General features: G+C 72.2%; 18 protein-coding genes and 1 pseudogene. 8 read left to right on the top strand and 11 right to left on the bottom strand.

Annotated features, from left to right (window positions below; translation table 11 throughout):
* Positions 1 to 92 precede the first annotated feature (92 nt).
* Genes IOD16_RS23755 through pflA form a run of 3 tightly spaced genes read left to right on the top strand, consistent with a single transcriptional unit; the run spans position 93 to position 4,098 of the window.
* On the top strand, positions 93 to 1,130 hold the full coding sequence (locus tag IOD16_RS23755) for a zinc-dependent alcohol dehydrogenase family protein (RefSeq protein ID WP_201436214.1): 1,038 nt from the start codon (positions 93 to 95) through the stop codon (positions 1,128 to 1,130).
* Positions 1,127 to 3,373 carry a formate C-acetyltransferase gene (gene pflB, locus IOD16_RS23760; RefSeq protein WP_201436215.1) on the top strand — a complete coding sequence of 749 codons (2,247 nt, stop codon included), beginning with the start codon at positions 1,127 to 1,129 and terminating at the stop codon, positions 3,371 to 3,373. The genes IOD16_RS23755 and pflB overlap by 4 nt, the downstream gene beginning before the upstream one ends.
* A complete protein-coding gene (gene pflA, locus IOD16_RS23765) occupies positions 3,373 to 4,098 on the top strand; it encodes a pyruvate formate-lyase-activating protein (RefSeq protein WP_201436216.1) in 726 nt (241 codons plus the stop codon). The genes pflB and pflA overlap by 1 nt, the downstream gene beginning before the upstream one ends.
* Here pflA and IOD16_RS23770 read toward each other — a convergent pair whose 3' ends face one another.
* Genes IOD16_RS23770 through IOD16_RS23785 form a run of 4 tightly spaced genes read right to left on the bottom strand, consistent with a single transcriptional unit; the run spans position 4,099 to position 9,520 of the window.
* Complete coding sequence (locus tag IOD16_RS23770; protein WP_201436217.1) at positions 4,099 to 5,706, bottom strand: SulP family inorganic anion transporter; 1,608 nt, start codon at positions 5,704 to 5,706, stop codon at positions 4,099 to 4,101. It abuts the gene before it with no gap.
* Complete coding sequence (locus IOD16_RS23775; protein WP_201436218.1) at positions 5,703 to 6,038, bottom strand: ArsR/SmtB family transcription factor; 336 nt, start codon at positions 6,036 to 6,038, stop codon at positions 5,703 to 5,705. Before IOD16_RS23775 ends, IOD16_RS23770 begins: the two co-directional genes overlap by 4 nt.
* A gap of 42 nt (positions 6,039 to 6,080) precedes the next feature.
* Complete coding sequence (locus tag IOD16_RS23780) at positions 6,081 to 7,154, bottom strand: acetate/propionate family kinase (RefSeq protein ID WP_201436219.1); 1,074 nt, start codon at positions 7,152 to 7,154, stop codon at positions 6,081 to 6,083.
* Positions 7,154 to 9,520, bottom strand: coding sequence for a phosphoketolase family protein (locus tag IOD16_RS23785; protein ID WP_201436220.1), 2,367 nt, complete (start codon positions 9,518 to 9,520; stop codon positions 7,154 to 7,156). The genes IOD16_RS23780 and IOD16_RS23785 overlap by 1 nt, the downstream gene beginning before the upstream one ends.
* A gap of 136 nt (positions 9,521 to 9,656) precedes the next feature.
* On the opposite strand from IOD16_RS23785, the gene IOD16_RS23790 reads away from it, so the two are divergent.
* Positions 9,657 to 9,953 (top strand): HPF/RaiA family ribosome-associated protein, encoded by a 297-nt coding sequence (locus tag IOD16_RS23790; RefSeq protein WP_201436221.1) that lies wholly within the window; start codon positions 9,657 to 9,659, stop codon positions 9,951 to 9,953.
* Between the two features lie 74 nt (positions 9,954 to 10,027).
* On the opposite strand, the gene IOD16_RS23795 is transcribed toward IOD16_RS23790, so the two are convergent.
* Genes IOD16_RS23795 through IOD16_RS23820 form a run of 6 tightly spaced genes read right to left on the bottom strand, consistent with a single transcriptional unit; the run spans position 10,028 to position 17,149 of the window.
* Complete coding sequence (locus IOD16_RS23795; RefSeq protein ID WP_201436222.1) at positions 10,028 to 12,547, bottom strand: HAD-IC family P-type ATPase; 2,520 nt, start codon at positions 12,545 to 12,547, stop codon at positions 10,028 to 10,030.
* Positions 12,528 to 13,151: a CBS domain-containing protein gene (locus tag IOD16_RS23800; RefSeq protein ID WP_201436223.1), complete on the bottom strand. Its 624-nt coding sequence runs from the start codon at positions 13,149 to 13,151 to the stop codon at positions 12,528 to 12,530. Before IOD16_RS23800 ends, IOD16_RS23795 begins: the two co-directional genes overlap by 20 nt.
* Complete coding sequence (locus tag IOD16_RS23805; protein ID WP_201436224.1) at positions 13,148 to 13,621, bottom strand: universal stress protein; 474 nt, start codon at positions 13,619 to 13,621, stop codon at positions 13,148 to 13,150. Before IOD16_RS23805 ends, IOD16_RS23800 begins: the two co-directional genes overlap by 4 nt.
* Positions 13,618 to 14,040, bottom strand: a complete 423-nt coding sequence (locus IOD16_RS23810; protein ID WP_201436225.1) for an OsmC family protein — start codon at positions 14,038 to 14,040, stop codon at positions 13,618 to 13,620. The genes IOD16_RS23805 and IOD16_RS23810 overlap by 4 nt, the downstream gene beginning before the upstream one ends.
* The gene (locus IOD16_RS23815; protein WP_236594316.1) at positions 14,037 to 16,676 is read right to left on the bottom strand and encodes a bifunctional acetate--CoA ligase family protein/GNAT family N-acetyltransferase; all 2,640 of its coding nucleotides are present in this window, start codon (positions 16,674 to 16,676) and stop codon (positions 14,037 to 14,039) included. The genes IOD16_RS23810 and IOD16_RS23815 overlap by 4 nt, the downstream gene beginning before the upstream one ends.
* Positions 16,673 to 17,149 carry a universal stress protein gene (locus tag IOD16_RS23820; protein WP_201436226.1) on the bottom strand — a complete coding sequence of 159 codons (477 nt, stop codon included), beginning with the start codon at positions 17,147 to 17,149 and terminating at the stop codon, positions 16,673 to 16,675. The genes IOD16_RS23815 and IOD16_RS23820 overlap by 4 nt, the downstream gene beginning before the upstream one ends.
* Positions 17,150 to 17,347: 198 nt before the next feature.
* Here IOD16_RS23820 and IOD16_RS23825 point away from each other — a divergent pair, with 198 nt between their 5' ends.
* On the top strand, positions 17,348 to 17,782 hold the full coding sequence (locus IOD16_RS23825; protein WP_201436227.1) for a universal stress protein: 435 nt from the start codon (positions 17,348 to 17,350) through the stop codon (positions 17,780 to 17,782).
* Between the two features lie 82 nt (positions 17,783 to 17,864).
* Here the strand turns inward: IOD16_RS23825 and IOD16_RS23830 are convergent, their stop codons facing one another.
* Positions 17,865 to 18,740, bottom strand: a complete 876-nt coding sequence (locus IOD16_RS23830; RefSeq protein ID WP_201436228.1) for a universal stress protein — start codon at positions 18,738 to 18,740, stop codon at positions 17,865 to 17,867.
* A 186-nt stretch (positions 18,741 to 18,926) separates the two neighbouring features.
* On the opposite strand from IOD16_RS23830, the gene IOD16_RS23835 reads away from it, so the two are divergent.
* From IOD16_RS23835 to IOD16_RS40595, 3 genes and pseudogenes are all read left to right on the top strand, one after another.
* Positions 18,927 to 19,634, top strand: a complete 708-nt coding sequence (locus IOD16_RS23835) for a universal stress protein (RefSeq protein ID WP_201436229.1) — start codon at positions 18,927 to 18,929, stop codon at positions 19,632 to 19,634.
* A 106-nt stretch (positions 19,635 to 19,740) separates the two neighbouring features.
* Positions 19,741 to 20,391, top strand: coding sequence for a response regulator (locus IOD16_RS23840; RefSeq protein WP_201436230.1), 651 nt, complete (start codon positions 19,741 to 19,743; stop codon positions 20,389 to 20,391).
* Positions 20,392 to 20,424: 33 nt separating this feature from the next.
* Positions 20,425 to 20,808 (top strand): annotated as a pseudogene (locus IOD16_RS40595) (IS481 family transposase); the annotation flags it as partial.
* Positions 20,809 to 20,816 lie beyond the last annotated feature (8 nt).

Raw genomic sequence — 20,816 nt, forward strand, 5'->3', positions numbered from 1 at the left:
CCAACCGCCCCTGTCCTGCCGGGACCTCGGGCCCTGTCTCGCGGACCGGCCCGGGTGGACGCTCGGAGTGGACGGAATTCGAGGAGGAGACGATGAAGGCACTCGTTTATCACGGTCCCGGCCGACGGGCGTGGGAAGACGTGCCCGACCCGGAACTGGTCGACCCGACCGACGCGGTCGTGCGGATCACCGCGGCCACGATCTGCGGCACGGACCTGCACATCCTCAAGGGCGACGTGCCAGAGGTGGAGCCCGGCCGGATCCTGGGCCACGAGGGCGTGGGCGTGGTGGAGCAGGTCGGCGCGGCGGTCACCGGCATCAAGCCCGGTGACCGGGTGCTGCTGTCGTGCATCAGCGCGTGCGGGCGCTGCGAGTACTGCCGGACCGGTGTGTACGGGCAGTGCCTGGGTGGTGGCGGCTGGGTGCTGGGCCACACAGTGGACGGCACGCACGCGGAGCGCGTCCGGGTTCCGTTCGCGGACACCTCGACGTACCTGCTGCCCGACGGCGTCACCGACGCCGCCGCGGTGATGCTGTCGGACATCCTGCCCACCGCCTACGAGGTCGGCGTGCTCAACGGCGAGGTCGAGCCGGGCCAGACGGTCGTCGTCGTGGGCGCCGGACCGATCGGGCTGGCCGCGATCGAGACCGCGCGCCTCTACAGCCCCGGCCACGTCGTGGCGGTGGACCTGGCCGAGTCGCGGCTGGAGGCGGCCAAGCAGTTCGGCGCGGACCTGACCGTCAACGCGGCCGACGACGTCGAGCGGGTGGTCTTCGAGCTGACCGGCGGCAGGGGCGCGGACCTCGCGGTCGAGGCGGTGGGCGTGCCCGAGACCTTCGAGCTGTGCGCGCGGCTGGTCCGCCCCGGCGGGCGGGTCGCGAACGTCGGCGTGCACGGCAAGCCCGCGACGCTGCACCTGGAGCAGCTGTGGATCCGCAACGTCACCATCACCACCGGCCTGGTGGACACGGTGACCACGCCCACGCTGCTGACGATGCTGGCGAACGGCCGGCTCGACGCCGAGCGGTTCGCCACCCACCACTTCGCGCTGGACGAGATGGACCTCGCCTACGACGTCTTCGCGCGGGCGGGCGAGACCGGTGCGCTGAAGGTGGTGTTGACGCGATGACCGCGGTGGAGGAACGCCTCGAAGCGTGGACCGGGTTCAGCGGCGAAGGGTGGCGGCACGGCATCGACGTGCGCGGGTTCATCCAGGCCAACTACACCCCGTACGAGGGCGACGACGAGTTCCTGGCGGCGCCGACGGAGCGGACCGCAGGCCTGTGGCGGGATCTGTCCGGGCTGTTCGCCGAGGAGCGCAGGCGCGGGATCCTGGACGTGGACGTGCACACTCCGTCCACCATCACCTCCCACCGGCCGGGCTACCTCGACCGAACGCAGGAGTTCATCGTCGGGTTGCAGACCGACGCGCCGCTCAAGCGGGCCATCATGCCCAACGGTGGTCTGCGCATGGTGGAGGCGAGCCTGACGGCTTACGGCTACGAGTTGGACCCGGCCGTGCGCGAGGTGTTCACCAAGTATCGCAGGACGCACAACGACGGCGTGTTCGACGCCTACACCGAGCAGATCAAGCGCGCCCGCCGTGCGGGCGTCATCACCGGTCTGCCGGATGCCTACGGGCGCGGGCGGATCATCGGCGACTACCGGCGGGTCGCGCTGTACGGCGTCGACCGGCTGATCGACGCCAAGCGGGCCGAACGGGCCGCGATCGACGACGTGCCGTCCACCGAGGCGATCATCCGGGACCGCGAGGAACTGGCCGAGCAGATCCGCGCGCTGGACGAGCTGAAGCAGATGGCGCGGTCCTACGGCGACGACATCTCCCAGCCGGCGACCACCGCCCGTGAAGCCGTCCAGTGGCTGTACTACGCCTACCTGGCGGCGGTGAAGGAGCAGAACGGCGCGGCGATGTCGTTGGGCCGCACGTCCACGTTCCTGGACGTGTACTTCCAGCGCGACCTGGAAGCCGGGCGGCTGACCGAGTCGCAGGCGCAGGAGCTGGTCGACGACCTGGTGATCAAGCTGCGGATCGTGCGCTTCCTGCGCACCCCCGCCTACGACGAACTGTTCTCCGGCGACCCCACCTGGGTCACCGAGAGCATCGGCGGCATCGGCGAAGACGGCCGCCCGCTCGTGACCCGGACCAGCTTCCGATTCCTCCAGACCCTCTACAACCTCGGTCCGGCGCCGGAGCCGAACCTGACCGTGCTGTGGTCGCCCGCGCTGCCGGAGGGCTTCAAGCGGTTCTGCGCGCGGGTGTCGGTGGACACCAGCTCCATCCAGTACGAGAACGACGAGCTGATCCGGCCCCGCTTCGGCGACGACACCGCGATCGCCTGCTGCGTGTCGGCCATGAAGGTCGGCAAGCAGGTGCAGTTCTTCGGCGCTCGGGTCAACCTGGCCAAGGCACTGCTGTACGCGATCAACGGCGGCCGCGACGAGCTGACCGGCGAGCAGGTCGCGCCACACCGTCCTCCGATCACGGGCGAGTACCTCGACTACGACGAGGTGCGCACGGCGTTCGACCGGACGCTCGACTGGCTGGCCCGCACCTACGTGGACGCGCTGAACATCATCCACTACATGCACGACAAGTACGCCTACGAGCGCATCGAGATGGCCCTGCACGACCACCCGGCCCAACGGCTGCTCGGCTGCGGCATCGCCGGGCTGTCGGTCGTCGCGGACAGCCTCTCCGCGATCAAGCACGCACGCGTCAAGGTGATCCGGGACGACACCGGCCTGGCCGTCGACTTCGCGGTGGAGGGCGACTTCCCCCGATACGGCAACAACGACGACCGGGCCGACACCATCGCGGTGGGGCTCGTGAAGGACTTCATGGCGCTCGTGCGCCGCTACCCCGCCTACCGCGACGCGGTGCACACCCAGTCGGTGCTGACCATCACCTCGAACGTCGTCTACGGCCGCCACACCGGCAACACGCCGGACGGCAGGCGCGCGGGCGAGCCGTTCGCCCCCGGCGCCAACCCGATGAACGGCCAGGACCGCCACGGCCTGGTGGCCGCGGCCCTGTCGGTGGCCAAGCTGCTCTACGACGAGGCGTTGGACGGCATCTCGCTGACCGCGAGCATCACGCCGAACGGGCTGGGCCGCGACACCGCGGAACGGGTGATCAACCTCGTCGGCGTGCTCGACGCCTACACCGACGCCGGTGGCTTCCACCTCAACGCCAACGTGCTCAACCGGGAGGTGCTGCTGGACGCCATGGAACACCCGGAGAAGTACCCGCAGCTGACTATCCGGGTTTCGGGGTACGCGGTGAACTTCGTGCGGCTGACGCCCGAGCAGCAGCGCGACGTGGTCAACCGCACGTTCCACGGGGCACTGTGATGACCACCGGGGCCGTCCACTCCTGGGACCTCGCCACGGCGGTGGACGGCCCCGGCACCCGGTTCGTCGTGTTCACCGCCGGGTGCCCGCTGCGCTGCCTGTACTGCCACAACCCGGAAACCCGGTTCGCGCGGTACGGGCGGCGCGTCAGCGTGGACTCGGTCATCGCCGAGATCGAGAAGTACCGGCGGTTCATCCAGGTCGCCGGGGGCGGCGTGACCATCAGCGGCGGCGAACCGCTCCTGCAACCGGAGTTCACCGCCGAACTGCTGCACGCCGTCAAGGGCATGGGCCTGCACACCGCCCTGGACACGTCCGGGTTCCTCGGCGCCCGGGCCACCGACGAACTGCTGGCCGACACCGACCTGGTGCTGCTGGACATCAAGTCCTGGGACCCCGCCGCCTACCGGCACGTCACCGGCGGCGAGGTCGCGCCCACGCTGGAGTTCGCCCGCCGCCTCTCGGACCTGGGCAAACCGATGTGGATCAGGTTCGTCCTGGTGCCGGGCCTGACCGACGATCCCGCCAACGTGGAAGGCATCGCCTCGTTCGTGTCCACCCTGTCGTCGGTCGAGCGCGTGGACGTGCTGCCGTTCCACAAGATGGGCGCGCCGAAGTACGAGGCCACCGGCCTGCCGTTCCTGCTCGCCGACACCCCGACACCGGACGCGGAACTGGTCGAGCGCGTGCGCGGGCAGTTCAAGGCGCACGACCTGCGGGCGTGATCAGGGCAGCAGGTCCCGTTCCCTCAGGAGGATCCGGGCGTGGTCGATGGCGTCGGGGGTGTGGTCGAAGACGGGCAGGTCCGTCGTGCCCAGTGCGCGGCGGTGCTCGTCGCGCACGCCGGAGAGCAGGACGGTGATGCCGCGGTGTTCCAGGCGCCGCACGGCGTCGCGCAGCACCTGCACGCCGGTGGCGTCGACGGCGGACAACCGCGACATCCGCAGGATCACCACCGCGACGGGCGTGACCTCCGTCAGCTCCAGCAGGAACCGGTGGGCGGCGGCGAACAGCAGCGGGCCGTCCAGCCGGTAGGCGACGATGTGCTGGGCCAGCAGGGCGCGTTCCTCGTCGCGGTGGTCACCCGGTTCCAGCGGCACCTCCTCCAGCCGCGCGGTCCGCGACACCGCGCGCAGGGCGAACACGCCGGCCAACACCAGGCCGACGATGACGGCGGTGACGAGGTCCAGCGCGAGGGTCGCCACGGCGGTCAACCCGAGCACGGCGGCGTCGGAACGGCCGGCCCGGGCCAGCGCCCGCACCGAGCCGACCTCGACCATCCGCACGGCCGTGGCCAGCAGCACGCCCGCGAGCACGGCGAGCGGGACGCCGGCCACCCACGGCGCGGCGACCAGGACGATCAGCAGGAGCACGACGGCGTGGACGAGGGCGGCGAGCCGGGAGGTCGCGCCGGAGCGAACGTTGACCGCCGTGCGGGCGATGGCCGCCGTGGCGGGCACCCCGCCGAACAGCGGTGCCACCAGGTTCGCCAAGCCCTGGCCGAACAGCTCCCGATCCGGGTCGTGCCGCTGGTTGACGCTCATCCCGTCGGCGACCGCGGCCGACAGCAGGCTCTCCAGCGCGGCGAGCGCGGCCACGGCCACCGCCGACGGCAGCAGCGACCACAGCGCGCCGAAGTCCAGGAACCCCCACGACGGTGCGGGCAGCGCTCTCGGCAGCGTCCCGATCGTGGCCACGGGCAGCGTCGTCCACTGCGCGGCGACGGTCGCCACCACGACGGCCGGCAACGAGAACGGCACACCGGGACGCCACCGAGCCCCGATCAGCATCACCGCAGCCACCCCGCCCGCCAAGGCGACGGCCTCCCAGTGCGGGGCCGCGACGAAGTTCCCGACAGCCGCCGCGGCCGCGAGCACCACGTGGTCCTCGCCGGACGCGGGCACCCCCAGGGCCGCGGGCACCTGCTGCAACGCGATCACCGCCGCGATGCCGATCGTGAAACCCTCCACCACCGGAACGGGCACGTACCGCATGTAGCGGCCCGCGCGAGCGACCGCGAGCAGCACCAGCAAGACTCCGGCCAGCAGACCGACGGTGAGCACGCCGTCCACGCCGTAGCGCGCGACGATCGGCACCAGCACCACCGTCATCGCACCGGTGGGTCCGGACACCTGGAGGCTGGAGCCACCGAACACCGCCGCCAGCGCACCCGCCACCACGGCCGTGACCAGGCCGGACGCCGCCCCCAGCCCGGAGGCGACACCGAACCCGAGGGCGAGCGGCAGGGCCACGATCGCCACCGTCACCCCGGCCACGAGGTCTCTTCGCGTCGCACCGGCCCAGTCCGCTCTGGCCGGCAGGAACGCCGTCACGCCCGCTCCTCTTCGCGCAGCATCGACAGCAGCTCGTTCTGACCGGTCAGCAGACCTGTCAGGACCTTGCGCGCGACGCGCAGCAGCTCCGCCACGTCGTCGCTGGTCAGCGCGTAGACCACGGTCGTGCCGTCCCGGGTCGCCGTGACGATCCCCGAACGGCGCAGCACCGCCAGCTGGGCCGAGAGGCTGGAGGCCTCGATGCCGATGTCGGCCAGCAGGTCGCGCACCGGCTTCGGGCCGTCCTGGAGCAGTTCGAGCACCCTGATGCGCGCCGGATGCCCCAGCATGCGGAAGAACTCGGCCTTGGCCTGGTACAGCGGGAGTGGCACGACGGCCTCCGACAAGTTGTGAAGTTGAAAACTTCTTCAACTCTACAACACGGTATCGGCAGCCAAGGCGGCCCGCGCACCGGCCGCGATTTCCATGTCCTCCCGGGCGGTGACCACCCAGACCGGCGTCCGGGACGCCTCCGCGCCGACCCGGGCATCACCCGAAGCCGCGGCGTTGGCCTCGCGGTCGAGGACGAGACCCAGGAACTCCAGGCCGTCCACCACTCGGGCGCGCACGTCGCCGTCGTGCTCGCCGATGCCGCCGGTGAACACCAGCAGGTCCAGTCCGCCCATCGACGCGGCCATGGCGGCGATGCCCTGGCGCAGGCGGTGGGTGAACACGTCGAGGGCCAGCCAGGCCTTCGGATCACCCTGAGCCGCGGCAGCGTGCACGTCGCGCAGGTCGGCGCATCCCGAGAGACCCAACAGCCCGGAGTGGTGTGCGAGGCCGTCGGCGAGTTCACCGGCGCCGAGGCGGTCCGACAGCCACAGCAGCAGGCCGGGGTCCAGGTCGCCGCTGCGCGTGGCCATGGGCAGACCCGCCAGCGGCGTGAAGCCCATCGTGGTGTCGACCGAGCGGCCGTCGTGGACGGCGGCCAACGAGCAGCCCGCGCCGAGGTGGCAGGTCACGACGCGGGTGCCGCCGCCCGCCAGTTCGACCGCGCGCCGGGCCGCGTAGGCGTGGGAGAGGCCGTGGAAGCCGTAGCGGCGCAGGTCCCAGCGATCACGCCATTCCGCCGGCAGCGGGTAGGTGGACGCCGCGGCGGGCAGGGTGCGGTGGAACGCGGTGTCGAAGCACGCCACGTGCGGCACGTCGGGGAACAGCACCCGGGCCGCGTCCATGCCTGCCAGGGCCCTGGGCTGGTGCAGCGGCGCCAGGTCCGTCAGAGCGGCGAGATCCCGGCGCACGGCGGGCGTGATGACGATCGGGCCGGTGAACCTGGCGCCGCCGTGGACGACGCGGTGGCCGACGGCGTGCACGGGCGGCAGGCGCAGGTCGAGGTCGGGGGTGCCGTCCCAGCGTTCGACGTGGTGCTGGGCCAGGACGGTGTCGTCCTGGCCCAGCACCGACAGCTTCAGGCTCGAGGAGCCCGCGTTGACGACCAGCACGTTCATCAGTACGGCCAGGTCCAGTCGCGGATCTCGGGCAGGTCCTCGCCGTGCTCGCGGATGTAGGCGTGGTGGCGGGTGCGCTGGTCCTGCATGTGCTGGCGCAGCCCGGCCGCCTTGACGCCCAGGCCGGGGACGCGGTCGATCACGTCGATGACCAGGCGGTAGCGGTCCATGTCGTTGAGCACGAGCATGTCGAAGGGCGTGGTGGTGGTGCCTTCCTCCTTGTAGCCGCGCACGTGGATGTTGTGGTGGTTGGTGCGGCGGTAGGTCAGGCGGTGGATCAACCACGGGTAGCCGTGGTAGGCGAAGAGCACCGGCTTGTCGGGGGTGAACAGGGCGTCGAACTCGTGGTCGGGCATGCCGTGCGGGTGCTCGGTCTCCGGCTGCAGGCGCATCAGGTCGACCACGTTGACCACTCGGACCTTCAGCTCGGGCAGGTGCTCGCGCAGCAAGGCGGTGGCGGCCATGATCTCCAGGGTCGGCGCGTCGCCGGCGCAGGCGAGCACCACGTCGGGCTCGGTCAGGCCGTCGTCCGTGCCGGCCCACTCCCAGATGCCCGCGCCGCGCGCGCAGTGCAGCGCCGATTCCTCGGGGCTGAGCCAGTCGGGGGTGTAGTTCTTGCCCGAGACGATGACGTTGACGTAGTCGCGGCTGCGCAGGCAGTGGTCGGCCACGGACAGCAGGGTGTTGGTGTCGGCGGGCAGGTAGACGCGGACGACTTCGGCCTTCTTGTTCATCACGTGGTCGATGAAGCCGGGGTCCTGATGGCTGAAGCCGTTGTGGTCCTGGCGCCACACGTGCGAGGAGAGCAGGTAGTTCAGCGACGCGACCGGGCGCCGCCAGTCGATCTCGCGGTGGGTCTTGAGCCACTTGGCGTGCTGGTTGAACATCGAGTCGATGATGTGGGTGAACGCCTCGTAGCAGTTGAACAGGCCGTGCCGCCCGGTGAGCAGGTAGCCCTCCAGGAAGCCCTGGCACAGGTGCTCCGACAGCACCTCCACCACCCGGCCGTTGGTCTCCAGGTGCTCGTCGGTCGGCAGCTTCTCGGCCAGCCACTGCTTCGCGGTCACCTCGAACACGGCGTCCAGCCGGTTGGACGCGGTCTCGTCCGGGCCGAACACGCGGAAGTTCTTCTCCTCCGCGTTCAGTGTCATGACGTCGCGCAGCATCCGGCCCAGCGCACGGGTCGGTTCGGACGTGGTGGTGCCGTGCTTGGTCACCTCCACCGAGTACGGGGTGGTGCCGGGCATGCGCAGCTCGCGCAGCAGCAGGCCGCCGTTGGCGTGCGGGGTGGCGCCCATGCGCAGCTCACCGCGCGGTGCGAGGGCCAGCAGTTCGGGCTTGGGGTGGCCGTCGGCGTCGAACAGCTCCTCGGGGCGGTAGGACCGCAGCCAGCCCTCCAGCAGCGCCAGGTGCTCGGGGTTGTCGCGGACACCGGCGAGCGGGACCTGGTGCGAGCGCCACGTGCCCTCCACCGGCACACCGTCCACCTCGGACGGCCCGGTCCAGCCTTTCGGGGTGCGCAACACGATCATCGGCCAGCGGGGGCGCTCGGTGTCCCCGGCACGGGCCGCCTCCTGGATTCGGTGGATCTCGTCGAACACCTCGTCGAAGACCTCGGCCATGCGCGGGTGCAGCACCGCCGGGTCGTCGCCCTCGACGTAGAACGGCGCATAGCCGTAGCCGCGCAGCAACGAGTCCAACTCCTCGTGCGGGATGCGCGCCAGGATCGTCGGGTTGGCGATCTTGTAGCCGTTGAGGTGCAGGATCGGCAGCACCGCCCCGTCGTGGGCCGGGTCCAGGAACTTCGTGCCGTGCCAGCTCGCCGCCAGCGGGCCCGTCTCCGCCTCGCCGTCGCCCACCACGCACGCCACGACCAGGTCCGGGTTGTCGAACGCCGCGCCGAACGCGTGCGCCAGGGAGTAGCCCAGCTCACCGCCCTCGTGGATCGAACCCGGCACCTCCGGGGCCACGTGGCTCGGCACGCCGCCGGGGAAGGAGAACTGCCGGAACAGCCTGCGCATGCCCTCACCGTCGCGCTGCACGTCCGGGTGCGTGTCGGTGTAGGAGCCCTCCAGCCACGTGTTGGCCAGCAACGCCGGCCCGCCGTGACCAGGACCGGTCACGAACAGCACGTCCTGGGACCGGTCGTTGATCACCCGGTTCAGGTGGGCGTAGAGGAAGTTCAAGCCCGGCGTGGTCCCCCAGTGGCCCAGCAGCCGGGGCTTGATGTGCTCCGGGGTGAGCTCTTCGCTGAGCAGAGGGTTGTCGAGCAGGTAGATCTGACCCGCCGACAGGTAGTTGGCCGCCCGCCAGTAGGCGTCGATCAAGGACAGGTCCGGCGCGGTGTTCTCCGGCTGCTGCGACATCTCGCTCTCCTGACGATCTCGGGGTGATGGTTCCCAGCCTGGTCCCGTCATCGATCCAGACCCAGTTCCGGGAGTCCCCGCCGGCCGGGGACCTTGGTCACTGTCGACCCGTGCCGGGCAGGACGAGACTGGAGGCATGAGCCACGTGCACGAGATCGCCGACATCCGGGTCGACCTGGCCCCTGGGCTGCCCGGCGAGGCCGGCGAGTACGCCCGCGCCAAGATCGCCACCATCGCCAAGTACGCCCCCGCCGACATCGCCTACGCCAGGGTTCGGCTGAGCCCCGACGGGCAGCGGCTGCTGGTGGCGCACGCGTCGCTGGACGTCAACGGGACACCGGTGAACGCCGAGGCGAGCGCGCAGACCTACCAGGAGGCGGTGGACCTGCTGCGCGACAAGCTGCAACACCAGCTCGCGAACGTCGGTCGCTGACCCCGTCGGCCACAAGCCGGTGATCCCGGGAACTCCCCGGGATCACCGGCTCAGTCGTGTCGGCGACCGTCCGGTCATCGGCGGCGCAACCACTTCTCCGCCTCGACCACGGCATAGGCGACGACCGCCACCGACGCGACCACCGCCCAATCACCCCACCCGATCGGCGCGGTGTGGAAGAGGGTGTGCATGAACGGTGCGTAGGTGAACAGCAGTTGCAGGACCGCGGTGACGGCGATGCCGACCAGGAGCCACGGGTTGCGGCGGAAGCCGACGTGCGGACGCAGGTCTCGCAACGACCGGCAGTTGAACAGGTAGGCGACCTGGGCGGCGACGAAGACGTTGACCGCGACCGTGCGCGCTTGGTCCAGCGTGCCGCCGTGCAGGTGGAACGCGGCGAACGAGCCGGCCAGCAGCACGGCCGAGACGAGCAGGACGCGCTGCACCAGGGCGCCGGTCAGCAGGGGCAGCGACGGTGGCAGTGGTGGGCGGCGCATGACGTTCGGCTCGCGCGGTTCGAAGGCCAGGGTCAGGCCGAGCGCGACGGCGGTGGTCATGTTGATCCAGAGGATCTGCACGGGCAGGATCGGCAGGGCGGTGCCGAGCAGGATCGCGGTGAGGATGACCAGGCCCTCGGCCATGTTCGTGGGCAGGGTCCAGATGATGAACTTGCGCAGGTTGTCGAAGACCGCGCGACCTTCCTCGACGGCGGCGCGGATGGACGAGAAGTTGTCGTCGGTCAGCACCATGTCCGCGGCCTGCTTGGCGACCTCGGTGCCGCCGCGGCCCATCGCGACGCCGATGTCCGCTCGCCGCAGCGCCGGTGCGTCGTTGACGCCGTCACCGGTCATCGCGACCACGTGCCCGTCCGCCTGGAATTGCTTGACCAGCCTCAGCTTCTCCTCGGGCGAGACGCGGGCGTGCACGGCGTCGTCGGGCAGGGAGAAGTGGGCGGCGATGGCGCGGGCGGTGCCGAGGTGGTCGCCGGTGATCATGCGGACCACGATGCCCGCGTCCTGGCAGGCGCGGACCGCGTCGACGGCCTCGGGCCGGGGCGGGTCGTGCATGGCCTGCAGACCCAGCAGCACGGCCCCGTGCAGGACGTCCTCGGTCAGCGGGATGTCCTCGGGCACGTGTGCGCGGGCGAAGGCGAGCACTCGCAGCCCGCGGCTCGCCAGTTCCTCGGCGGCGGTGTGGTCGGTGGAGCCGGTGAACCCGAAGATCCGCTCGACCGCGCCTTTCAGGTAGACGACACCGCCTTCTTGGCGGGTGGCCATGAAGGCGCGTTGCGAGGTGAAGGGTAGCTCGTCCACGCGTGCGGGCACGTCCTCGGACGTCAACCCGGCCTTGCGGGCGGACACGACGAGCGCGGCTTCGGTGGGGTCGCCCACGGCGGTCCAGCCGCCGTCCTGCAGGACGACGTGGGCGTCATTGCACGCCAGGCCGGCCAGCAGGACCTCGCGCGCGGCATCCGGCGGTGGCGGGTGCCCGCCCAGCGGTGCGTAGCCGATCCCGTCGACCTCCCACCGCTGCCCGCCGGCGGCGACGACCTGGCGGACGGTCATCGCGTTGGCGGTGAGCGTGCCCGTCTTGTCGGTGCAGATGATCGTGGTGGAGCCCAGTGTCTCCACCGCGGGCAGGCGGCGGATGACGGCGTTGCGCCGGGCCATGCGGGCGACACCGATGGCCAGCGTCACCGTCACGGCGGCGGGCAGCCCTTCGGGGATCGCGCCGACCGCCAGCGCCACGGCCGCGGTCACCATCTCGGCGAACGGCTCGCCGCGCAGCATCCCGATCACGACGGTGACCACGGCCAGCCCGAGGATGACGGCGGTCAGCAGCTTGCTGAACCGGGCGAGTTTGCGGGTCAGCGGTGTCTGCACGGTCGTGGTGCTGCCGACCAGCCGGTGCACGTGCCCGATCTCGGTGTCCGCGCCGGTCGCGACCACCACTCCGCGCCCGCCTCCGGTGGTGACGAGCGTGCCGGAGAAGGCCATGTTCGTGCGGTCGGCCAACCCGGTGTCGTGCGGCACCGGCAGCGGGTCCTTGGCCGACGGTTGCGACTCGCCGGTCAGCGCGGACTCGTCGACCCGCAGCTCGCGCGTGCGCACGAGCCGCAGGTCGGCGGGCACCTGGTCGCCTTCCTCCAGCACCACCAAGTCGCCGGGCACCACGTCGTCGGAGGTGATCCGCGCGGCGACACCCTCGCGGATCACGGTCGCCTCGGTCCGGACCATCGCCTCCAAGGCGTCGAGCGCCTGTTCGGCCCGCACCTCCTGCAAGTAGCCGACGATCGCGTTGACCAGGACCACGCCCAGCACCACGGAGGCGTCCACGGTCTCGCCCAGCGCCGCGGTCAGCGCCGCGGCACCGAGCAGCACGTAGATCAGGGGGTTGTGGAACTGGGCGAGCATCCGCCGCAGTCGGCCGGGGCCACGCCGCTCGGGCAGCCTGTTCGGGCCGAGCGAGGCCAGCCGTTCCCCGGCCACCGCCCCGGACAGGCCGGTGTCGGCGTCGGTCTCGGCGAGCAGCACGACCTCGTGCACGGGCATGCCGTGTGGTGCGGCCTCGCGTTCAGCCGTGGTCGACGGCATGACGCGTCTCCGGGAAGCGGACGTCGACCACACCGGCCACCGCGCCCGCGAGCACGGCGGCCACGTGCCGGTCGCGTTCGTCGTCCAACTCGTCCACGATCGCCACCCGGCCGTCCACCACCGACACCGTCCAGCGGTGCGGGTCGGCGTACAGGCCCAGTCGGCGTCGGACCTCGGCGGCCAGGGTCCGGTCGTCCCGGCTGACCGCGCGGAGCATGTCGCGGCGGGTGACGATGCCGACCAACCGCTTGCCGTCCACCACGCACGCGCTGCGTGCGCCGTGCTCCACCATCCGCCGGGCCAGCTCCGCGACGTCCGTGCCGGGCGCTGCGGCGACCACCGGCTCGCTCATCACGTCGGCGACGGTCCTGCGGGGGACGGCACGCGCCCGTGACGGCTCCCCGTGCACGAGCGAGCGGGGGTCGACGGGCAGCCGGTCGCGCAGCGCGTCGGTCTCGGTCACCACGCCCACCAGTGTTCCGGACTGGTCGACGACCGGCAGCGCGGTGAACCCCTTGGTGGCGAGCAGTGCTGCCGCGTCACGCGCGGATGTCCCGGGCGACACGGTCACCACGTCACGCGTCATCAGGTCGCGGACCCTCATCGCCCGGCCTCCTGTCCCGCACCGACCGCGGTCCCGTCGTGCTGCCCGTCGTTCGGCGGTAGGACGACGACGGGCACGGTCGCGTGCCGCACGCAGTGCGCGCTGGTGCTGCCCAACAGCACCTGCCGCAACCGGCTGCCGCTGTGCGCGGCCACCACGAGCACCGACGCGCCCCGGGCCTGCGCCTCCAGCGCCTCGGCGGCCGGTCCCCGCACGCAGTGCCGGATGATCCGCGGGAACTCCAGCCGGCCCACGGACGCCGCGCGCAACGCGTCGTCGACCAGTGCCTCCGAACGGTCCCGAGCGTCCTGCTCGGACGTCATAGCCCAGTCGGCCAGCGGTTCGTAGGAGTAGGCGTTGACCACGTGCAGCGGCAGTCCGCGCCGCGCTGCCTCGTCCATGGCCCACCTCAGGGCGCGGTCACCCGTCGGGGTGCCGTCGACACCGACCACGATCGGACCTGCGTTCATGACTGCACCTCGTTCAGCTCGATGACGATCTCCGGCGCGTGCCGGAGCGTGTTGTGCACGGTGCAGTGCTGGACCACGGCGAGCAGGGCGGTCTTGCGCCGCTCGGACAGCCCGGCCGGCACTCGCACGGCCAGGCACACCTCGGCGACGCGGGCCAGCGGGTCGGAGGCAGTCCGGTACCGGGCGGTCACCGCCAAGCCGCGGCGCGACTCGCCGTGGCGGTCGAGGAACCGGCCCGCGTAGAAGGCGGTGCAGGCGGCCATCGACGCGACCAGCAGCTCGACCGGGGTGGGGCCCAGGTCGTGGCCGCCGGACTCCTGCGGCTGGTCGGTGTGGACGTGGTGGTCGCGCATCCGCACCACGTACTCCTCCCCGGACTCATAGGTCACTTCGACCGGGACGGTGGCGGTGGCGGTCATGACGTCCTCCTCGGGTCGCGGAGCCTGCGCAGGAACGGATCGACCGGTTCGGCGGGCGCGACGCGGACCCTGGCGTCGACCGCCAGCACCCGCCGCCCGGTCAGGACCAGGGGGTTGAGGTCGAGTTCGGCCATCTCCGGGACGAGCTCGGCGAGCCGGCCGACCCGCAGCAGCACGTCGCGCACGGCCGCTTCGTCGTGCTCGCGGAACACCTTCCGCGAGGCGCGGAAGCCGTGGAGCAGGTCGTCCACGTCCGCTTCCGACAGCGGTGCGAGGGCGGCGGCGCGGTCGTCGACCAGGTCGGTGTCCACGCCGCCCAAGCCGGTCACCACGAGGGGACCGAACCGGGGGTCGGTCACCACTCCCACGATCAGCTCCCTGCCCCGGTCGGCCATGGGCTGCACGAACACGCCGTGCAACTGCTCGCCGAACCGCTCGCGCAGCGACTCGAAGGCGTAGGTCACGGCGTCCTCGCCGGCCAGGTCGAGCAGCACACCGCCGCCCTTGCTCTTGTGCAGCAGCCCGCGCGCCACGGCCTTCAGCGCGACGGGTCCGCCAACGGACCGCTGCGCGGCCACCGCGGACTCGGCGTCCCGGACCAACACCCCACCGAGGACGGGCAACCCGAACGCGCCCAGCAGCCGCACCACCCGATCGGGGTCCAGCCACCCGCCTCCGGGTTCGGCCGCGAGGTGTTCGGCGACGACGGCGCGGGCGGTCGGCAGGTCGATCCCCGACAACCCGCCGGGGCGCGGCGCCGGGCGGCGCAACCACGTGGCGCGTTCGGCCAGCGCGGCGAGCACGGCGGCGGCACGGGCGGGCTCGGTGTAGCGGGCGATGGCGTCCTCGCGCAGCGACACCGCCCCGTCCTGGTCGGTGCTCACCGCGAGCACCGGCTTGGCCGCGGGGTGGATGCCACCGGCCGGGTCGCCCAGCGCGGTGGGCACGGTGACCGCGATGACGGCGTCCACCGCCGGGTCGGCGACCAGCAGGTCCAGGCAACGCCCGAACGTCGCCCCGTCGACGACGGCGGTGGTGTCGACCGGGTTGCGCGGGCTCGCCGTGCTCGGCAGCAGGGCCGTCAACGCCTCGACCGTGTCCGGGCCCAGGTCGGCGATGGCCAGCCCGTGCCGGACGCAGGCGTCCGCGGCCAGCACACCCAGTCCGCCCGCGTTGCCCAGCACGGCGACGGAACGCCCGGCGGGCAGCGGGGTGGCGTGCAGCGCGGCCAGCACGTCGACCATCTCGCCGACACCGTCCACCGCGATCACGCCCGCCTGCCGGAACAACGCGTCCCGCGTCACCGCCGGCGTCGCGGTCGAGGCGGTGTGCGACGCGGCGGCACGTTGACCGGCCTCGCTGCTCGCGGCCCGGATCGCCAGCACCGGCTTGCGCCGCGCCACCCGCCGGACCAGGCGCGAGAACTTGCGCGGGTTGCCGAACGACTCCAGGTACAACGCCACCGCGCGCGTCCGCTCGTCGCGCTCCCACCACAGCAGCAGGTCGTTGCCGGACACGTCGTACTTGTCACCGGTCGAAACGAGCTGCGAGGTGCCCAGCCCCAACCGCCGCAGCTGCTCGGCCGCGGCGATCGCGACCCCACCGGACTGCGTGACCAGGCCGATCCCACCCGGCTCGGTCCGGTCGCGGGTGAAGGTGGCGTCCAGCCTCACCTCCGGGTCCGTGCTGGACACGCCCACGCAGTTCGGGCCGACCATCCGCATCCCGTACCGGCGCACGACCTCCAGCAGGTGGTCGGGCTCGACGCCGGAAGTGATCACGACCAGCGCCTTCACCCCACGCCGACCGCAGTCCTCGGCGACCCGCACGACCGCCTCAGCGGGCACGCACACCACCGCCAAGTCGGGCGCCTCGGGCAGGTCCGCGACCGCCGGGTGGCACTTCACACCCAGGATCCGCCGGGCGTGGGGGTTCACCGCGTACAACGCACCGGTGAACCCGCCGTCGACCAGGTTGGCCAGCACCGCGTTGCCCACGGAGGACGGCTTGCGGCTCGCGCCGACCACCACCACCGAGGCGGGCTCGAGCACCGCGCGCAGGCTGGACACGTCGGCGGCCCGCTCCCGGTCGGCGACGGCCTCCAGGTAGCGCTCACCGGGGTCGAGACCCAGGTCGACGCGGATCTCACCGCTGTCCGCCGTGGACGTCCACACCAGACCCAGGTCGGCGAAGACCCGCAACATCTTCGAGTTCACCGTGAGCACGTCGGCACGGAACCGTCGCACACCCCGCCCGCGCGCCAACGACACCAGGTGCTCCAACAACAACGTGCCGACACCGTGCGACTGCCGGTCGTGCGCGACCACCAACGCCACCTCGGCGGTCTCGTCGTCCAGCAGGACGTAGCTCGCGGCCCCGACCAGCGCGTCCGAGGCGAACGCGCCGATCACGACGTGCAACGGCTCCACGGCCGAGGTCAGCCGGGCGACGAACTCGTCCAGGTGACGGGGCGCGGCACCGAAGAACCTCAGGTAGCGGTCGTCCGCCGGCAAGTCGCGGTGCAGGGCGAGCAGGGCGTCGGCGTCGGCCGGCCCCAGCTCGCGCAACGCCACCACCGACCCGTCGGCCAACAACGCCCGGTCGACGTTCAGCGAGGCCGTCGAGGAGGCGGTCACAGCAGCGGTCCCGGGGTGATGACGGGCTTCGGCTCGACGTGCTCGGGCCTGGGCTCGCGCACCACGACCACGGGACACGACGCGTGGTGCACGCAGTAGGAGCTGACCGAACCCAGCAGCACCTCTCGGACCGGTCCAGCGCCCCTGCTGCCGACCACCAGCAGCGCCGCGTGCCGCGACGCCTCGGCCAGCACGTCGCGGGCGTCGCCCTCGGCGAGCACGGTCCGCACCTCGACACCGGCTTCGCCCACCACGTCCTCCAGCACGCGTCGGTGGTCGTCGCGGATCTTGTCGCGGTCCAGCCCGGCGGCGATGGTGGCCGTCATCGGTCCGATCACCACGCCGTAGTCGACGTGCCAGGCCAGGATCGCTTCCACCGCGCAACCGCGCAGCTTCGCCTCCTCGACGGCCCAGCTCAATGCGGTTCGGCTGACCGGTGAGCCGTCCACGCCCACCACGATCGTCTCGTCCATTGCCCCTCCTCGGGTGCTCACCCCCAGCCTCGCGGGGGTGGAACACCGAGGTCAGTGGCCGCGGTCCCGTCGGCGACGGGACCTTCGACCCTGAAGGCGGCGCGGGATGCGCATCGTCCCTTGAGGTTGGGGACCTAGGGCCCTGCCGGTCCCACCGCCGCAGGGCGAACGCTCCAGGTAGAGGGAGAGGAGAAGGCCATGATGCTCGTTGGTGTGGACGGTTCACCGGCCAGTCGTGAGGCGCTGCGCTGGGCGTTGGCCCAGTCGGTGAAGACCGGTGAGACCGTCGAGGCGACGATGGCGTGGCTGCGCGAGCCGGAGTTCCTGGCAGCCGCGTCGATGGGCGTGCACCCGCACGCCGACAAGCCGGGCCACCGGCACCCGGCGCGCGAGCTCCACACGATCGTGGAAGAGGTTCGTGCGTCCGTGCCGGGTGCGCCGCCGGTCAGCGAGGTGACCATCATCGGAGAGGCGGGCACCGCGCTGGCCCAGGCGTCCCGGCAGGCGGACCTGCTCGTGGTCGGCACCCACGGGCACGGCAGGTTCACCGAGCTGGTCCTGGGCAGCGTGGCGGCGGACTGCCTGCGGCACGCGACGTGCCCGGTCGTGGTCGTGCCGCCTGCCCGGACCTGACTCCCGTCGGGGTTCGCTCACACGGCGCGACGGAACGGGGGACCGGTCAGGTGACCGGTCCCCCGTTCCGTCGACCCCGCGTTCAGTGCTCCCCGGTGGTAGGTCGGACGACGGCGAGGGGGCAGGGCGCGTGGTGGATCAGCGCCTGGCTGGTGGAGCCGAGCAGCATGCCGGTGAAGCCGCCCGTGCCGTGGCTGCCCACGACCAGCAGCCGGGCGTCCCCCGCCGCCTCGATCAGCGCCCGGACGGGGCGGTCGTGGACGACGACGCGGTCCACGGACACGTCCGGGTACTTCTCCTGCCAGCCCGCCAGGCGCTCGGCCAGCAGACGCAGCTGCTCGTCCTCGACCTGCGACCAGTCCACGGTGAAGCGCGAGTGGTAGGCGCTGTCGACCAGGAAGTCGGTCCAGGCGATGACCGCGGTGAGCGGCGCGCCGAGCAGGGACGCCTCGGCGAAGGCGAAGGCGATCGCCTCCTCGCTCGTGGGCGAGCCGTCCACGCCCACCACGACCGCACCGTCGCGGCGGATGTCGTCTCGGACGACGACCACCGGACTCTCGCCGTGCGCGGTGACCGCGACGGCGACGGAGCCCACCAGCAGGCCGGAGAAGCCGCCCAGCCCTCGGGAGCCGAGCACGACCAGCCGTGCCCCGTGCGAAGCGGCGATCAGGGCGGCGGCGGGTCGGTCGACCACGACGGAGGTCTCGACCTCCACCCCGGGGGCGACCTCGCGGGCGGCTGCCGCAGCCTGGTCGACCCACTGCCGTCCCTGCTTCTCGAACGCCTCCCGCACCTCGTGGCCGGTCAGCACGATCTCGGGGTAGCCGCGGACGGGCAGCAGGTAGGCGTGCACGAGCTTGAGCGGCGCACGGTGCCGGGCAGCCTCCCCGGCCGCCCACTCCACGGCCGTCAACGCCGACGCCGAACCGTCCACACCGACCACGATCGGGGCACTCATCACAGGTTCCCTCCGAATCCGACGTCGGGATCGCAGGCGGACCCCGGGTGTCTCCGGTTCCGACGCTAGGCAGCCGACGCCCCGAGGGCAGTGGTCGTAGGTCCTCAGCGGGCAGGGACCTACGACCACCGCCGGACACCGGCCACGACCCTGTGCCGCGGACGCCGGGCGGAGCACCGTGGAGCCATGACCGACCGGATTCCCGCGCCCGTCGTCGTGACGGGTGACCACTCCCCCTGGGGCGAAGCCGCCCTCCGGTGGGCGGCCGAGTACGCCGTGGCAACCAGGTCGCCGCTGGAGGTGCGCCCGCCGGCCGCCGACCCCGTCCGCGACCTGATGCCGGTGGGGTGCCGTGCCGGTCTCCTCGTGGTCGGCTACCGCGGCGTGAACGGCACCGCGTTCGGCCTGGGTCGGCTGGTGTTGCCGCTGGTCGAGCACGCGGCGTGCGACGTCGTCGTGGTCCGCGGCGCGGCCGAGGCGTTGCGCCGCGCCCACCGCCGGGTCACCGTGCTGCTGTCCGGTGACGTGGCCGACGACGACCTGGCTCTCGCCCGTGCCGTCGCCTACGCCGAGCAGCACCACGTGGCGCTGCGGGTCCTGCACGCCACGCCGTCGCTGCCGGTGCGGGCCGACGACCCCGTGTGGCCGGTGACCCACGCCGACGACGTGCTGCGCGGCACCCGGCACACCTCGGTGCTGGCCAGGATGCACCCGCACGAGGCGATCACCCGCTACGCCGACACCGACCTGCTCGTCCTGGCCGGACACGGTCCCGTCACCCGCGCGGCGCTGCACCACGCCCCCTGCCCAGTCCTCGTGGCCCACCGCCACCCGGTCGACGTCGCACCCCCGCGCTCCGCCGAACACGATCGAGCAGCCCACGCCGTGCACTGACACGATGGGAGGACCTTGAGCGCGCGGCGGGAGGGTCTTTCGACCCTGTGTCGGACGACCCCTGTGGGCGAAGGTCTGATCAGACGGACGACGGAGGGGTGGAGCGGTGGCTCGGGTGTTTCTGGTGGACGACCACGAGGTGGTCCGCGTCGGCGTGCGGGAACTGCTCAACAGCGCGGACGACCTGGAGGTGGTGGGCGAGGCCGGGTCGGTGGCCGAAGCGCTGGCCAGGGTGCACGCCAGCGGAGCCGACGTCGCGGTGCTGGACGTGCGGCTGTCCGACGGCAACGGCATCGAGCTGTGCCGCGAGCTGCGCTCCCAGCTGCCCGACCTCAAGTGCCTGATGCTCACCTCGTTCACCGACGACGAGGCCCTGTTCGACGCCATCATGGCCGGCGCGTCCGGGTTCGTCCTCAAGCGCATCCTCGGCAACGACCTGCAGAACGCCGTCCGCAAGGTCGCCGCCGGCGAGTCCCTGCTCGACGCCCGCTCCACCGCCGCCCTGCTCAACCGCATCCGCCGCGAACGCGAGGAGGGCGACCCGGTGCGCACCCTCACCGAGCAGGAGCGCACCGTGTTCGACTACATCGGCGAGGGCCTGACCAACCGGCAGATCGCCGAGAAGATGTTCCTCGCCGAGAAGACCGTCAAGAACTACGTCTCGCACCTGCTGGCCAAGCTCGGCCTCGAACGCCGCACCCAGGCCGCCGTCCTCGCCACCCGCCTGCGCAAGCCCGCGCCGCCGTCGGAGGGCTAGTTGTACCGCCCTGGGAGGTTGTGGCGGTTCGACGCGACCGAGCGGTTCCAGGTCTCGTCGACCACCGTCGCCCGCTGGGCCTCGCGTTACCGCGAGCCGGGCATGGCCACCGTTCCAGCCGACCGCGCCACAGCCCGCGTCGCCTGCCCACCCGCTGCGAACGCAGGATCGTGAAGGTCCGCCTGACGCGGCTGCGGGGCGGGCCCGCATCGCCTACCTGCTCGGGTTGAACCCCTCCACGGTGCACCGGGTGCTGCGCCGCTTCGGCCTGGCCCGCCTGGCGCACCTGGACCGGGCCACCGCCGCACCGGTGCGCCGCTCGAATACGCCGCGCCCGGCACCCTGGTCCACGTCGACATCGAGAAGCTGGGCAACGTCCTCGACGGCGGGGGCCACGAAGTCCCTCCCCGGGTCGCGCACGGGTC

The organism is Saccharothrix sp. 6-C (assembly GCF_016695385.1).
Classification (GTDB): domain Bacteria; phylum Actinomycetota; class Actinomycetes; order Mycobacteriales; family Pseudonocardiaceae; genus Actinosynnema; species Actinosynnema texasense.

What these genes read in the sequence shown, in the direction of transcription:
- IOD16_RS23800 (WP_201436223.1), bottom strand. Translation starts at nt 13,151, where the DNA reads ATGAGGGTCCGCGACCTGATGACGCGTGACGTGGTGACCGTGTCGCCC.
- IOD16_RS23820 (WP_201436226.1), bottom strand. Translation starts at nt 17,149, where the DNA reads ATGGACGAGACGATCGTGGTGGGCGTGGACGGCTCACCGGTCAGCCGA.
- IOD16_RS23805 (WP_201436224.1), bottom strand. Translation starts at nt 13,621, where the DNA reads ATGAACGCAGGTCCGATCGTGGTCGGTGTCGACGGCACCCCGACGGGT.
- IOD16_RS23825 (WP_201436227.1), top strand. Translation starts at nt 17,348, where the DNA reads ATGATGCTCGTTGGTGTGGACGGTTCACCGGCCAGTCGTGAGGCGCTG.
- pflA (WP_201436216.1), top strand. Translation starts at nt 3,373, where the DNA reads ATGACCACCGGGGCCGTCCACTCCTGGGACCTCGCCACGGCGGTGGAC.
- IOD16_RS23830 (WP_201436228.1), bottom strand. Translation starts at nt 18,740, where the DNA reads ATGAGTGCCCCGATCGTGGTCGGTGTGGACGGTTCGGCGTCGGCGTTG.
- IOD16_RS23790 (WP_201436221.1), top strand. Translation starts at nt 9,657, where the DNA reads ATGAGCCACGTGCACGAGATCGCCGACATCCGGGTCGACCTGGCCCCT.
- IOD16_RS23780 (WP_201436219.1), bottom strand. Translation starts at nt 7,154, where the DNA reads ATGAACGTGCTGGTCGTCAACGCGGGCTCCTCGAGCCTGAAGCTGTCG.
- IOD16_RS23755 (WP_201436214.1), top strand. Translation starts at nt 93, where the DNA reads ATGAAGGCACTCGTTTATCACGGTCCCGGCCGACGGGCGTGGGAAGAC.
- IOD16_RS23810 (WP_201436225.1), bottom strand. Translation starts at nt 14,040, where the DNA reads ATGACCGCCACCGCCACCGTCCCGGTCGAAGTGACCTATGAGTCCGGG.
- pflB (WP_201436215.1), top strand. Translation starts at nt 1,127, where the DNA reads ATGACCGCGGTGGAGGAACGCCTCGAAGCGTGGACCGGGTTCAGCGGC.
- IOD16_RS23795 (WP_201436222.1), bottom strand. Translation starts at nt 12,547, where the DNA reads ATGCCGTCGACCACGGCTGAACGCGAGGCCGCACCACACGGCATGCCC.
- IOD16_RS23835 (WP_201436229.1), top strand. Translation starts at nt 18,927, where the DNA reads ATGACCGACCGGATTCCCGCGCCCGTCGTCGTGACGGGTGACCACTCC.
- IOD16_RS23785 (WP_201436220.1), bottom strand. Translation starts at nt 9,520, where the DNA reads ATGTCGCAGCAGCCGGAGAACACCGCGCCGGACCTGTCCTTGATCGAC.